This is a genomic window from Halobacillus sp. KGW1, from assembly GCF_001592845.1.
Lineage (GTDB): Bacteria > Bacillota > Bacilli > Bacillales > Halobacillaceae > Halobacillus.
This window is the reverse complement of the sequence record NZ_LSOC01000002.1, coordinates 829,018-843,748: the sequence shown is the minus strand read 5'-3', so window position 1 is coordinate 843,748 and position 14,731 is coordinate 829,018. Positions and strand designations below refer to the sequence as shown.

17 protein-coding genes are annotated in these 14,731 nt (G+C 45.2%); 5 read left to right on the top strand and 12 right to left on the bottom strand.

The window, feature by feature from the left end:
- Positions 1-239: 239 nt before the first annotated feature.
- Genes AXG56_RS04970 through AXG56_RS04960 form a run of 3 tightly spaced genes read right to left on the bottom strand, consistent with a single transcriptional unit; the run spans position 240 to position 3,243 of the window.
- Entirely contained in the window at positions 240-653 is a 414-nt protein-coding gene (locus tag AXG56_RS04970) for a CoA-binding protein (protein ID WP_062513451.1), read from the bottom strand.
- Positions 654-664: 11 nt separating this feature from the next.
- Positions 665-2,191 (bottom strand): ABC transporter permease/substrate-binding protein, encoded by a 1,527-nt coding sequence (locus AXG56_RS04965; RefSeq protein ID WP_062513449.1) that lies wholly within the window; start codon positions 2,189-2,191, stop codon positions 665-667.
- Entirely contained in the window at positions 2,188-3,243 is a 1,056-nt protein-coding gene (locus tag AXG56_RS04960) for an ABC transporter ATP-binding protein (protein ID WP_062513446.1), read from the bottom strand. The genes AXG56_RS04965 and AXG56_RS04960 overlap by 4 nt, the downstream gene beginning before the upstream one ends.
- A gap of 350 nt (positions 3,244-3,593) precedes the next feature.
- Here AXG56_RS04960 and plsY point away from each other — a divergent pair, with 350 nt between their 5' ends.
- The 4 genes from plsY (at position 3,594) to AXG56_RS04945 (ending at position 5,872) form a co-directional block, all read left to right on the top strand.
- Positions 3,594-4,175 (top strand): glycerol-3-phosphate 1-O-acyltransferase PlsY, encoded by a 582-nt coding sequence (gene plsY / locus AXG56_RS04955; protein WP_008638189.1) that lies wholly within the window; start codon positions 3,594-3,596, stop codon positions 4,173-4,175.
- Between the two features lie 154 nt (positions 4,176-4,329).
- Positions 4,330-5,262 carry a GTP cyclohydrolase FolE2 gene (gene folE2, locus AXG56_RS04950; protein WP_039871546.1) on the top strand — a complete coding sequence of 311 codons (933 nt, stop codon included), beginning with the start codon at positions 4,330-4,332 and terminating at the stop codon, positions 5,260-5,262.
- Between the two features lie 12 nt (positions 5,263-5,274).
- Positions 5,275-5,505, top strand: a complete 231-nt coding sequence (gene yidD, locus AXG56_RS19095; RefSeq protein ID WP_008638194.1) for a membrane protein insertion efficiency factor YidD — start codon at positions 5,275-5,277, stop codon at positions 5,503-5,505.
- A gap of 76 nt (positions 5,506-5,581) precedes the next feature.
- Complete coding sequence (locus AXG56_RS04945) at positions 5,582-5,872, top strand: HesB/YadR/YfhF family protein (RefSeq protein ID WP_026577421.1); 291 nt, start codon at positions 5,582-5,584, stop codon at positions 5,870-5,872.
- A 27-nt stretch (positions 5,873-5,899) separates the two neighbouring features.
- Here the strand turns inward: AXG56_RS04945 and AXG56_RS04940 are convergent, their stop codons facing one another.
- From AXG56_RS04940 to acnA, 7 genes are all read right to left on the bottom strand, one after another.
- Entirely contained in the window at positions 5,900-6,220 is a 321-nt protein-coding gene (locus tag AXG56_RS04940; RefSeq protein WP_026577422.1) for a hypothetical protein, read from the bottom strand.
- Positions 6,220-6,645, bottom strand: a complete 426-nt coding sequence (locus AXG56_RS04935) for a thioesterase family protein (protein ID WP_008638202.1) — start codon at positions 6,643-6,645, stop codon at positions 6,220-6,222. The genes AXG56_RS04940 and AXG56_RS04935 overlap by 1 nt, the downstream gene beginning before the upstream one ends.
- 2 nt (positions 6,646-6,647) lie before the next feature.
- Positions 6,648-8,906 (bottom strand): AAA family ATPase, encoded by a 2,259-nt coding sequence (locus AXG56_RS04930; RefSeq protein WP_062513444.1) that lies wholly within the window; start codon positions 8,904-8,906, stop codon positions 6,648-6,650.
- Between the two features lie 119 nt (positions 8,907-9,025).
- Positions 9,026-9,250: a small acid-soluble spore protein Tlp gene (tlp, locus tag AXG56_RS04925; RefSeq protein ID WP_026577425.1), complete on the bottom strand. Its 225-nt coding sequence runs from the start codon at positions 9,248-9,250 to the stop codon at positions 9,026-9,028.
- A gap of 125 nt (positions 9,251-9,375) precedes the next feature.
- Positions 9,376-9,519 (bottom strand): FbpB family small basic protein, encoded by a 144-nt coding sequence (locus AXG56_RS19280; RefSeq protein ID WP_008638210.1) that lies wholly within the window; start codon positions 9,517-9,519, stop codon positions 9,376-9,378.
- Between the two features lie 51 nt (positions 9,520-9,570).
- Entirely contained in the window at positions 9,571-10,149 is a 579-nt protein-coding gene (locus tag AXG56_RS04920; protein ID WP_062513442.1) for a redoxin domain-containing protein, read from the bottom strand.
- 127 nt (positions 10,150-10,276) lie between these two features.
- Positions 10,277-12,982 carry an aconitate hydratase AcnA gene (acnA, locus tag AXG56_RS04915; protein ID WP_062513440.1) on the bottom strand — a complete coding sequence of 902 codons (2,706 nt, stop codon included), beginning with the start codon at positions 12,980-12,982 and terminating at the stop codon, positions 10,277-10,279.
- A gap of 285 nt (positions 12,983-13,267) precedes the next feature.
- Here acnA and AXG56_RS04910 point away from each other — a divergent pair, with 285 nt between their 5' ends.
- A complete protein-coding gene (locus tag AXG56_RS04910) occupies positions 13,268-13,696 on the top strand; it encodes a DUF2621 domain-containing protein (protein ID WP_008640337.1) in 429 nt (142 codons plus the stop codon).
- Positions 13,697-13,713: 17 nt separating this feature from the next.
- Here AXG56_RS04910 and AXG56_RS04905 read toward each other — a convergent pair whose 3' ends face one another.
- A complete protein-coding gene (locus tag AXG56_RS04905; protein ID WP_008640338.1) occupies positions 13,714-14,196 on the bottom strand; it encodes a CcdC family protein in 483 nt (160 codons plus the stop codon).
- A 49-nt stretch (positions 14,197-14,245) separates the two neighbouring features.
- Positions 14,246-14,695: a Na(+)/H(+) antiporter subunit B gene (locus AXG56_RS04900; RefSeq protein ID WP_008640345.1), complete on the bottom strand. Its 450-nt coding sequence runs from the start codon at positions 14,693-14,695 to the stop codon at positions 14,246-14,248.
- Positions 14,696-14,731 lie beyond the last annotated feature (36 nt).

The window sequence follows — 14,731 nt, the reverse complement described above, 5'->3', positions numbered from 1 at the left end:
GAATTTTACATATGGAACCTCAAGAGACCCTATGGAATAAGTCAGGGATTACCTTGACCTTTCTTATACCCCCTAAGAGAAGCTTGTTGTTCATTCAAAAAAAGTGTATTGCACTGACAACAAAAAACATCGCTTGTTATATTGTAGCGATTTTATATGGTTTCGCAAACATAATTCTTCCAAAAAAAACGAAAAAACCCCCGCAGATGCAGGGATTTAAACGAAAAATCACAGATATATCATCGATAAAGGGCATGAGCCACTTTGATACACAAATCCATGATGACAAGTTTGGAATCATCTTTCAGTATATCATAAGCTCCCTCGTGAATAACGCCTTGTTGAGCCCAGAACGCTTTCGCATCGACGTTTTTGGCTTCTTCAGCGATTTCAGGAAGATATTCAGAACGTCGAAAGACATTGATAATGTCAATGGGTCCCTCCACCTCCGCAAGGCTTGCTACTGCTTTTTGACCGAGCACTTCCTCAACAGCCGGATTGACGGGGATGATTTCATAACCTGCCTGCTGCATCGCCTCGCTTACCTGATACGATGTACGGTGCGGCTTATCAGAGAGGCCGATGACGGCAATACGCTTCGAGTTTTGGAGCAGTTCTTTTATCTCTTGTTTCGATGGATTTTGAAAGGTCACGTTAACGACTCCTATTCTTCGATTAAACCTTCCTCAACCAAATATTCGCTTGCAACATCAGCCGGGGAACGGTCTTCATAATCTACCTGATAGTTCATTTCTCTCATTTCTTCATCGGAGATCTTTCCTGACAACTGATTCAGGATTTCCTCAAGCTCCGGATACTCTTCCAGTGTTTCCTGCTTCATCAATGGTGCACCTTGATAAGGCGGGAAAAGGTTCTTCGTATCCTCCAACACTTTTAGATTTAATTCTACCATATAACTATCCGTGGCATAAGCGTCAATGATATCCACATCTCCGCTCGATATAGCACCTTGACGGAGACCGGGGTCCATGGTCCTCACTTCGGCAAGATCGAGTCCGTACAGCTCTTTCATCCCTTGATAGCCGTCTTGTCGGTCGTTAAATTCCAAGGTGAAACCTGCAGTCAGCTGATCTTCCACAGCTTTTAAATCTTCCATGGTTTCCAGGTTGTAACGTTCTGCTATTTCTTCCGTGGTGGCAACCGTGTACGTATTATTAAATGCCATCGGTTCCAAATAAGCCATATCGTACGTTTCTGCCATCCCACGCTTTGCCTGAAGATAGACTTCCTTCTTATCGTTGCTTTCTGCCTCTTCATCAAGGAGGGATACAATGGCTGTTCCGGTGAACTCCGGATAGATATCAATACTTCCTTCCTCGAGTGCACTGAAGACCAGGTCCGTTTTCCCTAAATTAGCCTGCAAGCCTACTTGGAGGTCGGTCTCGTCTTCTATCAAAAGCTTATACATGTTGATAAGGATAGCAGGCTCCGACCCGAGCTTTGCACCGAGGACAAGGTCATCTTTCCCTTTGCCTCCGAATGCGAGCGGACCCACAGCGATAAGTGCAGCGATTACCAGTAAACTGATCAAAGACCGGAATCCGGACTTCGCTGATGTTCGTTCAAATAAACGCAAAATCAAATCGAGAAGGATGGCAAGCAGCGCCGCAGGTATCGCACCAAGAAGAATGAGATTGGCATCGCCGCCGCGGTCGAGCCCAAGCAGAATTAGATCACCGAGCCCGCCTGCTCCGATTAATGCTGCAATGGTCGTCGTCCCTACGATCAGGACCATAGACGTCCTTATTCCTGCCATAATGATCGGCATCGCCAAAGGCAGTTCCACTTTAGACAACCTTCGGAAAGAGGACATGCCCATACCTGTAGCCGCTTCTTTCAAAGCAGGATCGACCCCTTTGATACCTGTGTACGTGTTACGCAGGATCGGAAGTAGTCCGTAGGCGGTCAAAGCAATAACTGCCGGTGTCTGACCGATCCCGAACAGCGGAATAAGAAAAGCCAGGACCGCAAGGCTGGGGATCGTTTGCAGGACTGCCGTAAGTCCAATGATCGGTTCTGCAATTTTCTGTTTGCGCGTCAACAGTAAACCGAGAGGGACAGAAATCAACGTAGCAATGACGAGTGATATAATGGAGATTTGCAGATGTTCCCATATCTTTTCAAGCAGAATGTCCTGTCTCTGGCTGAACACCTCGATGAATTGATTCATACCTCTTCCTCCTTCGACTGGCTTTTGAGAAAGAGAACGATATCTTTATAGGAAAGTGTTCCGATCAGCTTATTGCCGCGAACGACAGGCAGGCTGTCATACTTGTGTTTCTCAAACAGGGCAACTGCATCTTTCAAGACCATCCCATTATCCAGTTCCGGAACAACCTCCCGGCGTCCATCTATGACTGCTCCGCCGTTCGTACCATCGGACTTGCGAAGATGAAACATTCCATGAGTCGGTACACGGCCGCTCTCGTAATCGTCCACAGAATAAACAGCATCACCGGATTGTTCCATAATGACGTCGACCGCCGTCTGCCACGGTGTTTTTCTTGAGCCGATGAAATCCTCCACGAAGCTGTTCACCGGGTTAAGGACAAGGTTTTGCGGGGTGTCCAGTTGGACGATTTCCCCTTCTTTCATCAAGCAGATCCGATCCCCGAGTGCCAGTGCCTCATCCATATCATGGGTAACGAAAACAATCGTCTTCTTAATCTCCTGCTGAAGCGAACGTATATCCTTTTGAAGCTGCTCTCTGCTGATCGGATCGAGAGCGCTGAACGGTTCGTCCATCAAAATGATTTCAGGATCGGCAGCGAGAGCACGTATGACACCGACCCTTTGCTGCTGACCACCGGACAATTCACTCGGCTTACGCTTCCTGTGTTTATCAGGGTCCAGTCCGACCATATGCATCAGCTCATCGATACGGGCCGATAGATCCTTTTTCTTCCATTTTTTCATCTCGGGTACAACGGCAATATTCTCTTCGATGGTCATATGTGGAAACAGAGCGATTTCCTGCAGGACATAACCGATGTTCCAGCGCAGTTCATGAATGTTGTACTCTTTAATATCCTTGTTATGTATCTCTATTAATCCTTCCGTCGGTTCAATGAGACGATTGATCATTTTCATCGTCGTCGTTTTACCGCATCCGCTCGGCCCGATGAGGGCGAGAAGTTCTCCTTCACGAACGTCAAAATTAACGTCTTTTAACGCCGTCGTTCCATCCGGATAGGTTTTTGTCACATCTTTAAACGTAATCATCGTTTTCCTCCTGTAAACAAGTTAGCTGGCATCATATTTATATATCCATTTTCCTATATGGATAAACCTTCAGCGGAAAGTTTGGTCTGTCAAATCCCCCCATGTTCGTTTCCCCTATCCATTTATCTAAGAACTGCTCCAAAAAAAACTTGTAATGAACCGTTCAATTGGTATAATAAAGAGTCGTCGGAGCGAACCTCGCTCCCTTTAATCAGTACATACTAGAAATGCAGAAAATTGGACCAACAGCCTTTTCCTTTGCCCTCGCGGCAGGAAAAAAGTATTTGGACAGACAGTTCTTTAACTGGACGACACATGATAAACTATTACTATGAAAGGAGATGAACGCCATGGAGTATGCTCTATATATAGTTCTCGCCTATATTTTAGGCTCGATCCCTTCCGGCCTGATTGTTGGAAAAATCGGCTACGGTACAGACATCCGTGAGCATGGAAGCGGAAACCTCGGAGGAACGAATACGTTTCGGGTACTTGGCATGAAAGCTGGCCTCATCGTTACAATATCAGATATTCTGAAAGGAACCTTGGCTGCAGCAATCCCTTTCTTCGCCGGTGCTGACGTCATTCCTCTTGTCATAGGTATATTTGCAGTCATTGGACATATGTATCCTGTCTTTGCAGGTTTCAAAGGAGGAAAAGCGGTCGCTACATCTGCCGGTGTCATCTTAGGCGTGAACCCGCTCGTATTTCTGATTTTGGTCTTATCTTTCTTCATCCTTTTGTATATCAGTAAATATGTCTCCCTGTCATCGATGATCAGCGGAGTTATCGGCATTATTGCAGCCGTTCTCACCAAAGATTTCGGTTTGAGTATAATCATTGGATTATTTACGGTTTTCGTCATTTATCGGCACCGATCCAACATTAAACGGATCATCGACAAGACCGAACCGAAAATTACCTGGATGTGAATATCCATGAAGGAAGCTTATCCTTTCCGGGATAGGCTTTATTTTATAGCATACCCTAAAGGATAGTGCACATCCTGCAAGCATTCCGTTGTATATTTAGAAGTACATATTGTATACTTTCACATATATTGAAGGTCTGAAAGGAGTCATTGTCATGAACAAGACAGAGCTTAATACAAACAAACAACTTCCTTCTAAAGAAGAGCGCCATAAGCTTTTCGGATCCGTAGCACCGGGACCGCGCACAAAGCCTATGGAAAAAGATAAAATGGCCGATCTGCAAAACTCAAGAAAAGATTTCTTATTTGATATCGATATGGTCGGGATTTCGAATGTAAAGCATCCGATTCGGATTCCGAGCGACCTCACACCTCAGATCCAAACAACCATCGGTACTTTTTCTTTCGGTTCTTCGATTGAAAAAGGCAGTAAAGGAACAAATATGAGCCGCTTCACAGAGCAGCTCGACAAGTATCATAACGAAGGCTTCGCCGTCGATATAGCTACATTGAAGCAGTTCACAGAGGAACTTGCGGAACGCCTGAAACAAAAAGACGCAGAAGTAGAAGTAACCTTCCCTTGGTTTTTTGAACGGAAAGGACCTTATTCCGATCTTGCAGGCATGAACCATGCGGATGCAACCATACGGGTAGAATATGATGGGGAGACAGGTCATGATATAACAGTTGCATTGACAGGGAAAATCACAACATTATGCCCTTGCTCCAAGGAAATTAGTGAATACAGTGCGCATAACCAGCGTGGGAATGTCACGATGGAAGTGAAATTAACCGATGATTACGATGAGCAGGACTTAGATTGGAAAGCTGCCCTTTTAGAAGCGGCGGAAAGCAATGCCAGTGCACGTATTCATCCGGTCCTCAAGCGTCCGGATGAGAAAATGGTGACGGAGCAGGCTTATGAAAACCCTCGTTTCGTCGAGGATATCGTACGTCTAGTTGCAGCAGATTTGTATGAGTACGACTTTGTGGAGGCATTTAAAGTTTCCTGTCGTAATGAAGAATCCATCCACCTGCACGATGCAGTAGCAACGGTGACTTATGATAAGAAACAGGAACAAAACTAAGGTTCGCAAGCGATGAAACACATAATGATTGCATTGATCCAGTTTTACCGGAAGGGCATCAGTCCATTCTTCCCGCCGACATGCCGATTTCAACCGACATGTTCCGAATACGGACTTGAAGCCTTTCGCCGGTTTGGATTCTTTAAAGGTTTTTACCTCACTGTAAGACGCATCTCGAAATGCCACCCCTTTCACAAAGGGGGATTCGATCCTGTTCCAGATAAAAAACGCAGCCTTAAATAATGCAGAAACAGGTTTGAACAGATGAAACACAGGATACAGCACTATTAGACCATCTGAACGAACAGGAGATGAAATCATGAATTTAACAGTAACTGAGGAAGCAGCAAAATGGTACAAAGACGAGCTTGACATAGAGGAAGAAGGACACCTCCGTTTCTATGTCCGGTACGGCGGTGTCGGAGGCCTGCAGCCGGGTTTTTCTTTAGCCATCAGCCTGTCAGAACCCGTCGATCCAATTGCTCAAACGGATACAGGAACGATTCACTTTTTCATTGAAGCGGATGATGAATGGTATTTCGACGGCCATTCCCTCCTTGTGGAACTAGATGAAAAATGGAAGGAACCTTCCTTCGAATACCAAAAATAAGACGCCTTATGGCGTCTTATTTTTGGTTTAAGGGCGTTCCTTCTGCTTTTTCAAACGAAATCTGCGAATGTGCTCCCCATATCCTTCCTTAGAGAGGATATCAAACTGACGATCCCCGAAAAGGTCGAAGTGAGGAAAACGGGGGTCACGGTGAATCCATTTGCCGTCAAGGCCATGTACCTTGCCCCACTCCTCCAGTTTCTGAATATCTGCACATCCGACTTTCGTTACTGTATCGCATCCCGGAAAGCGATCATCAAGCCAAAAATGTGTCAGAAAAGCGATTTCCCCGTTTTTGACACGGCGCTTCCATTCCATCAATTCTTCACGCTTCACTCCGAAAGCCATCAGGAGGACGGCTCCATTGCATTTACGTATGCGTCGTGCCAGTCGGGAAAACTACGCCGGATGGAAACGGGACGGAAATTTTCACTCTTTACAATAACGTGCTTGGTTTCACCGGAAACGGCAAGGGTCCCGTCTGCATGCACCACTTCATAGCCATAGGATACGCGAAGACCGTCGTAGGCAGCTATCCATGTGCGCACTTTGACATCATCTCCGTAGCGGACTGGATTCTTAAAGCTGATATTCGCATCGATGACAGGAGAAACGACTCCTTGCTTCTCTATTTCCGCGTAATTGAAACCGATCCCCTCGATGAAACTCGTCCTGCCGATTTCAAACCACACAAGGTAGTTTGCATGATAGACAACCCCCATCATATCTGTTTCCTGATACCTTACCTGTATCGGCGTTTCTACTATTTTCATCGTTACGACTCCCTCCGTACCATATTCCAAGCTTTCTCAAAATCATTAAGCTCTAATACATTCATATCCGCTTCTTCCACTTCCAGAATCCTGATGGCCTGAAACTGGATGGCTTCGTTGACTAGATTGTGAATAAATCTTCCATTCCCCTGAATAGAATGATCGGTGAACTTCTCAAGAAGAAATGACTCCGTCCATTCATTGAAATGATAGCCGTATTGAGCCGATTGATAGTGTGTCATCTGCAGCAGTTCCTGTTCCGCGTAATCAGGAAAACGGAAATACTTTTTGAATCGGGATGATAACCCTGGGTTGCTGTCAACCAATTGTTCCATTTCCTTCTCATACCCTGCTAAAATGACCACTAAGTTTTCATTGTGCTTCGTCATTTCGTCGACGAGTGTCTCGATTGCTTCTTTTCCGAATTCGTCACGCCCACCATTATATAAGGAATAGGCTTCATCGATAAACAGTACGCCTCCGAGAGCTTCTCTGATCTTACGCTTCGTTTTTATAGCGGTTTGCCCGACATAACCTGCTACCAGATCACTTCTCGAAACGACGACCATGTGGCCGCGCTTAAGTAAGCCGCATTCTTTAAGGACCCCTGCATAAATATCAGCCACCGTCGTTTTTCCTGTTCCCGGGTTACCAGAAAAGACGGAATGTAGCTGAATCGGTACAACCGGGTATCCTTGTTCTTTCCGTTTTTGCTGCGCTTGTACGAAGGAAGAAAGCTTACGCACTTCCTCTTTGACATTGTGAAGTCCAATTAAGGAATCAAGGCGCTTCATTGGGGAATGTTCGCTGGTATCAGAAGATTCCTCTACATCCAAATCATCCAAGTCAATTCTCATATGATCAAGCCAGTGGTGCTTGTCTCTCTCCGCTTCTTTCGCACCTTTTTGGAAAACGGTTTTCAAAACGAGATTTTTCACCGTCCGTGCATTCCCGAACGAATCATCGACCCTCTCTCTTTCAATTAAAGAGACAAATTCATTTCGAGCTGCTTCTGTGAAAAAGAAATCGTTATCTAGCGCGGTTTCTTCGGCAATCGTGATGAGTTCGTCCATCTGATAATCCGGCAGCTCCATTTGATTCTGTTCCGGAAATCTACTGCGTAATCCGGGATTGGACCATAGGAATTGCCGCATTTCCTCCGGATAACCAGCAAGAATCACCGCAAACTTCCCACCATATTCTTTGCTTGTCATAGCAGAGACGAGCGTATCAATAACGGCTTGACCGTAGTCGTTTCCTGTCTGTCCTTCCCTGCGGAGTGTATAGGCCTCATCAATAAAAAGCACTCCTCCGATGGCTTGTTTCACATAATTCATCGTGTTCTCTTCACTTTGTCCAACGTAAGATCCTACTAAATGGGAGCGGTTTACTTCCACTACCTCTTTCGTTTCAAGAATCCCCAGTTCATGATAAATATCAGCGAGCAGGCGTGCCATCGTGGTTTTTCCTGTTCCTGGATTACCAGTAATAATCATGTGCAGACCCGGTTCGTCGACCATGGAAAAACCAAAGCTTTTCCTTCTTTGCTGATATTTAAGAAAATGGTAGTACCTGCGAATGTATGTCTTTACATCCTTCAAACCCACCATCCTGTCGAAAGCTTCTAATGGACTTCCATACACACCACCTGTCAAAAAATCAGGCAAACGCTTGAAAAGCTCATCCTGAACGTCGGATAAACGTCGCATTCGCTGATTGATGTCTTTGACAGGGAGCCGTATTCTTCGGTTCTCTATAGACGCGATTGCATCCTCCAGCATCGTTTCAAGGTCTGTCAATTCCTGATAGACTTCCTGGTAAATTTTCATACGAGTGGATGCATTCAAAATGGTCTTCTCAGCAAGATCCCCATCCCACGTTTCCCGTAGTTCTTTAATATCCTCATATATAACTCTTGCCTTTTTCGCCTTTGCAGAATCATGATCTGTCTCATGAAGGGACCACTGTTCAAACGGCGTATCCCTTAATAACTTATAAGCGTGCAGCAGCAGTTGGGATTCATATAGATCATGGATAAGCGGATGGTTTCCCTCCATGACTCTTGCCTCATCGATAAACTGCTCGGCAAGCGCATCCTTTCCATCGTGTCTTTGAATCCGGTGATATGCAAGTGCCGCATACAACAGGGCCTGCAGCTCTTTATCCTGTAATTCGTTTTCATTTAAATATCGCAATGCTTCCGTTTCAGAAATCGGCGGCTGGTCCTCTATATCCGACCATTGCCTTAACTTATCTAACATGTCCAATCACTTCCTTTTCTATCAACGCCTTTCATTTTATCACAGACAACGAGTTATGTAGACGAACACCGCTTAAAGTCGAGAAATGAAAAGCCGTCCCTGACAAGGACGGCTTACCATCAATATTGCTGATGCCTGGATTCATCTTTCATTTCTTCCCTCATAGCCTGAAGAGATTGGTTTCGATGTTTATTTTTCTTCTCGATGTCCTGGCGCTCTTCCTCGGTCGCGTAGGCTAATACATCATTTGACGCTTCTATGTTCTCTATCGTGTTCTGCACCTGATTCTGTAACCGCTCCACATTATCAGCCCGATGATCCGGGTTTGGCTTTTGATTCGACATATGCTGTTGTTTATGAGACATCTCATGAACCTCCTAAAAAGAATGAACCATCCAGTGGTCAACGATTACTTTTCCCCTTCGTCCGGCACTTTATGAAGGAATTCAAAAAAAAAACAAATCCCAGTTTAAGACGGGATTTGTTTCATTCGATCTCGGTGGCGTTTCTCTATCCGTTCATCGATCTGTGCCATTAATTTCTCATCTGCCTGAATAGAGCGAATGTTTTCTTTAATCCGTTCTTCCAGGGATATAGGTTTGTGTCTTCTCATGGGAATCTCTCCTTTAATAAGCAGTATTTCCCTTAAACAATAAAAATATTCCTAATTTAACGCATCTTTCATCTTCACCATAAATTCATAAGTCATCGGGCCTGTTCTCCGCTCTTTTTGGATAATTCCATCTGTACCTATGAAATAAGTGGTCGGAATAGCTAAGATCTGATATGTCTCATTTATTTCGAGCTGTTCATCCAGAAGAACAGGAAATGTATATTCCCCGCTGCTGATAAAATCTCTCACCATACTTATTCCTCCGTCTTCGGTGCCGGTACCGTTTACGGCAAGGATCTCCACTTCATCAGAAAAGGCTTCATAGAACTTTTGCATTTCGGGCATTTCTTCCCGGCATGGGGGACACCAGGTCGTCCAATAGTTAAGAAACACTTTCTTTCCCCTGTAATCGCTTAGACGGACGGTCTCTCCCGTTACTGTCTCCACGGTGAAATCAGGAGCTGCCTCCCCCACCTCTAAGCCGTCCGGCGCATTCGGAGCCACCATCCCTGCCCCCTGCTTTTCTTCTGTATCCCTCTCACCCGTTTCCTCATCTTCCCCTCCAAAACCGGGAAGGAAAACCATGGCGAAAAGTACAAGGAGAAAAGCCAAAGCCAGCCATTGCTTCATTATATCCTGCCCCCGTCCGAAACTCATTTACTTCTATGTATAAGAATAACGGAATTCTTTTATTCCTTCTAGTCCCTATTTTATATGAAGAAGAAGACCGCCCAAAGGACGATCTTCTTACATTGGATCAGCTCAATTTATTTCGTAGAACCATTTGCAGAATACCACCGTGACGGTAGTAATCCACTTCCACTTCGCTGTCAAAGCGGGCAATTACTTCAAATTCTTTCTTGTTGCCTTCCTCATCGGTCGCTGTCACTTTGACAAGATCGCGAGGTTTGACACTTTCACCCACTTCTACATCGAACGTTTCACGTCCGGACAGACCGAGAGACTCAATAGAATCTTCTGGTTGGAACTGAAGCGGAAGTACACCCATCATGACAAGGTTGGAACGGTGGATTCTTTCAAAACTTTCTGCAAGGACCGTTCTGATCCCCAGAAGGTCTGTACCTTTAGCCGCCCAGTCACGGGAGCTGCCCATACCATAGTCGTTTCCAGCAAGGACCATCAACGGCGTTTTGTCCTGCTGATACTTCATAGCTGCTGTGTAGATCGGCATCACTTCTTCTGTAGGCCAGTAAGTTGTGAAACCTCCCTCTGTTCCAGGAGCAAGTTCATTACGAATACGAATGTTTGCGAACGTTCCGCGCATCATTACTTCGTGGTTACCACGACGGGATCCGTATGAGTTAAAGTTTCTAGGGCTTACGCCATTTTCCTGCAGGTACTCGCCGGCAGGCATGTCTTTAGGAATAGCACCGGCCGGAGAAATGTGGTCGGTCGTTACCGAGTCGCCAAACCTTCCGATCACACGCATACCCGTTACCGGTTTAACCGTTTCAGGTTCACTTGATAGACCTTCGAAGAACGGCGGATTCTGAATATATGTGGAGTTATCGTTCCAATCATACAGTGGTTCGTCCGTCGTATCGATTTCATTCCACTTTTCGTTGGAATTAAACACGTTCTCGTACTCTTTACGGAATATTTCCGGCGTTACGACACGGGAAATCTCTGCTTTGATTTCTTCCTGAGACGGCCAGATGTCGTTGAAATAGACGTCTTTACCATCTTTATCCTTACCGATCGGATCATTCTTAAGATCGATATCAACCGTACCTGCAAGTGCATAAGCGACAACAAGCGGTGGTGATGCCAGGTAGTTCGCTTTTACAAGCGGGTGGATACGTCCTTCAAAGTTACGGTTACCGGAAAGAACGGAGGAAACCGTCAAATCACTGTCCGCAATCGCTTTTTCGATTTCCGGAAGAAGTGGACCAGAGTTACCGATACATGTCGTACATCCGTAACCGACAAGGTTAAATCCAAGCTGGTTCAAATACTGCATTAATCCGGAATCATCCAGATAACGCGTTACAACCTTCGAACCGGGTGCAAGAGAAGTCTTCACGTAATCCGGAACTTCCAGACCCTTTTCTACGGCTTTTTTAGCTACTAATCCAGCCCCCAGCATAACGTGTGGGTTGGACGTGTTCGTACAGGATGTAATGGCAGCAATCGCAATAGCACCTGTCTTCATTGTTGACGTATCGCCATTTTCGAACTTGATCTCTGCTTTCTTATCAAATTCGGACTTATCCAACCCGAAACCGTGGTTTCCGGATGGACCAGTGATCGCCTGCTCAAAAGATTCCTTCATTTTGGAAAGTGGAATCAAATCTTGTGGACGCTTCGGTCCGGAAAGGTTCGGCTCCAAATCTCCGAGATCGATTTCAACCAATGAAGTGAATTCCGGATCTTCAAGGGATGGATCGTACCAAAGATTGTTCTTCTTGCAGTATTCTTCAACGATTTGGATCTGCTCTTCGCTGCGGCCGGTCAAGCGAAGGTATTCCAACGCTTCTCCATCTACAGGGAAGAATCCACATGTCGCACCATATTCAGGAGCCATGTTGGAGATCGTCGCACGATCAGCCAGCGGCATTTCCTGAAGACCAGGTCCGAAGAATTCAACAAATTTACCAACGACGTTCTGTTCACGAAGCTTCTGAGTGACTTTCAGTGCAAGGTCAGTAGCCGTTGTTCCTTGTGGGAAGCTGCCGTTCAGTTTCACACCAATTACTTCCGGAGCAGGGAAATAAGAAGGTTGTCCGAGCATCCCGGCTTCTGCTTCGATTCCTCCGACACCCCATCCTAGTACTCCAAGACCATTGATCATCGTCGTATGTGAGTCGGTTCCGACAAGTGTATCCGGGTAAGTATCATAAGTACCGTCCTCGTTCTCAAGAGCGTGGACAACGTTTGCGATGTATTCAAGGTTAACCTGGTGTACAATTCCTGTTGCAGGTGGAACAGCACGGTAATTATCAAATGCCTTCTGTGCCCAGTGAAGGAATTCGTAGCGTTCTTCATTACGTTCAAATTCAAGTTCCATGTTTACATTCAAGGAATCAGCAGTACCATACTTATCGACTTGTACAGAGTGATCAATTACAAGATCAACAGGTACTTCCGGGTTGATTTTATCCGGGCTGCCACCCATGTCCACCATCGCTTTTCTCAAAGAGGCGAGGTCAACGACTGCCGGTACTCCGGTGAAGTCCTGCAGAATTACACGGGAAGGTTTGAATGGTACGTCTTCCCCTTTTGATTTTTCAGTTCCCCAATGCGCAAGACTCTCTACGTGTGCATCAGCGATTACGCGTCCGTCGTGTTGACGAAGCAGAGATTCAAGTAGGATACGGATCGAGAAAGGTAGACGGGAAATCTTACCGTGTCCCGCTTCTTCTAAGGCTTTCAAGTCATAATAGTTGTACGTTTTGCCATTAAGGTCAAATTGTTTGCGAGCATTAAAAGCATTGCTAGCCATGTTCCTTGTTACCCCCTCATCAATATTCAAATGGTGTCACCGTTCGACCGGCTTCTCCATTCCCCAAATTTGTATATTTGTGACCTATATTTGTAATAGATTCACAAATCTGCAATCTTTATTGTAAATGAAAACGATTTATAAGTAAAATGAATAAACGCAAATTTTTCTGAATTCGACAAATTTTATAACCAAAGACCCTTCGGGAGCGCTATTGTAATTAGATGTCTGAACTTTTATAATATAGTCATCGATACCTACCAATAAATTGAAACAGGTGATCAAATGTCAGGTGGATTCGCTTTATTTATTATCGGGTGGATCGTAGTCATGGTCGGACTTATGAGTATCGGCGGTTTTTTCATGTTCCGCAAATTTCTGAAAAGAATGCCGAAAGAAGACGGAAAGTCAGCTATTGACTGGGAGGAGTACTATGTTGACGAGACAAGACACATGTGGAGTGATGAACATAAGTTACTGCTGGAGGAGCTTGTCTCCCCCGTTCCAGAATTGTTTCGTGACGTTGCACGCCAGAAGATAGCAGGAAGAATTGGGGAAATTGCTATTCAGAAGAAAAAAAAGAAAATAACTCAGGACATTTTGATTGAAGGGTATATACTGGCAACTCCAAAAAGGGACCATAAATTTCTCGTCAAGAAACTGAAGGAAAAAGAAATCGACATCCGCCCTTATCAAACCTTATTGGAACCATAAAAAAAGGACCCGGCATTTTATGCCAGGTCCTTTCCTCTATCCAGTTTTTTCTCCAACTGCAGATACTGCCTGAGCATGGCGAGCCTCCACGTGAAGATCATTCCAAAAGCGAGAAGGAAGAACATACCGCTTGTTTCCCCGAGAGGGATATGCTGTCCGACAACCAGTTTGAAAATGATTCGGACAATTAGAAGCCCGAAAAGAATGAATGCAAAGGCTTTCGAGGGTACTAAAAAAATCTGATCTCCCCTTATTTCGAACTTGGAGGAGCGGATCAGGAAAACAGAGAACAACATCCCGATCAAAAGCGCTTCTGCTACCTGTGCCCACTCCACCCGAAATACAGGAAATACAAACATAAGCGCCCCGGTGCTCATAAAAAAGGGCGGCAGAATAATTTTTTTAATGCTGGCCGGCTGCTTGGAAGCCCGGAGTCGGACAAATATCATGGCAACAGCCATACCAGCAGCCGCAACCGTACTTGCAATTAACCAGAACATACCGATTCACACTTTCTTTATTTCGTCCCCGACTGCGCTGGTAAACGAATTAATCCAATGCTTCTTCCGCTTCTTCCCTGTCGTTGGCGATGGTTAAAATGATTGTCATCGTCACCCCTACAACGGCCAAGTAAACACCTAAGTCAAAGAGGATAGCCGTAGCCAAGTGTGTTTCCCCTAAGATCGGCAGATGAAAATAAGCGTCTGTATGGCTGAGAAAAGGTACATTGAAAAGAAAAGAACCTGCCCCTGTAGCAAGGGCGATAATCAATCCAACAGGAATGACGTAACGGAAATTGACCGGTAGTATCTTTTCCATGGCACGTATGCCATAAGCCATATACATAAGGACGATAGCAGCAGAAGTCATCAGACCACCGATGAATCCTCCCCCAGGCTTATTGTGGCCCGCAAAGAATAGATACACGGAAAAGCCGAGCAGTATGAAGGCGATCAATGTTGTTGTGGTTCTTAGAATGATGTCGTTCGTTCGAGTCATACGAATGCTCCTTTGTCTTTTATTCAAGTACTTTCA

Bases quoted from the DNA above. Each gene is read 5' to 3' on its own strand.
- AXG56_RS04965 (WP_062513449.1), bottom strand. From the start codon at position 2,191: ATGAATCAATTCATCGAGGTGTTCAGCCAGAGACAGGACATTCTGCTT.
- AXG56_RS04960 (WP_062513446.1), bottom strand. From the start codon at position 3,243: ATGATTACGTTTAAAGATGTGACAAAAACCTATCCGGATGGAACGACG.
- plsY (WP_008638189.1), top strand. From the start codon at position 3,594: ATGGAGTATGCTCTATATATAGTTCTCGCCTATATTTTAGGCTCGATC.
- folE2 (WP_039871546.1), top strand. From the start codon at position 4,330: ATGAACAAGACAGAGCTTAATACAAACAAACAACTTCCTTCTAAAGAA.
- yidD (WP_008638194.1), top strand. From the start codon at position 5,275: ATGAAACACATAATGATTGCATTGATCCAGTTTTACCGGAAGGGCATC.
- AXG56_RS04945 (WP_026577421.1), top strand. From the start codon at position 5,582: ATGAATTTAACAGTAACTGAGGAAGCAGCAAAATGGTACAAAGACGAG.
- AXG56_RS04940 (WP_026577422.1), bottom strand. From the start codon at position 6,220: ATGGCTTTCGGAGTGAAGCGTGAAGAATTGATGGAATGGAAGCGCCGT.
- AXG56_RS04935 (WP_008638202.1), bottom strand. From the start codon at position 6,645: ATGAAAATAGTAGAAACGCCGATACAGGTAAGGTATCAGGAAACAGAT.
- AXG56_RS04930 (WP_062513444.1), bottom strand. From the start codon at position 8,906: ATGTTAGATAAGTTAAGGCAATGGTCGGATATAGAGGACCAGCCGCCG.
- tlp (WP_026577425.1), bottom strand. From the start codon at position 9,250: ATGTCGAATCAAAAGCCAAACCCGGATCATCGGGCTGATAATGTGGAG.
- AXG56_RS19280 (WP_008638210.1), bottom strand. From the start codon at position 9,519: ATGAGAAGACACAAACCTATATCCCTGGAAGAACGGATTAAAGAAAAC.
- AXG56_RS04920 (WP_062513442.1), bottom strand. From the start codon at position 10,149: ATGAAGCAATGGCTGGCTTTGGCTTTTCTCCTTGTACTTTTCGCCATG.
- acnA (WP_062513440.1), bottom strand. From the start codon at position 12,982: ATGGCTAGCAATGCTTTTAATGCTCGCAAACAATTTGACCTTAATGGC.
- AXG56_RS04910 (WP_008640337.1), top strand. From the start codon at position 13,268: ATGTCAGGTGGATTCGCTTTATTTATTATCGGGTGGATCGTAGTCATG.
- AXG56_RS04905 (WP_008640338.1), bottom strand. From the start codon at position 14,196: ATGTTCTGGTTAATTGCAAGTACGGTTGCGGCTGCTGGTATGGCTGTT.
- AXG56_RS04900 (WP_008640345.1), bottom strand. From the start codon at position 14,695: ATGACTCGAACGAACGACATCATTCTAAGAACCACAACAACATTGATC.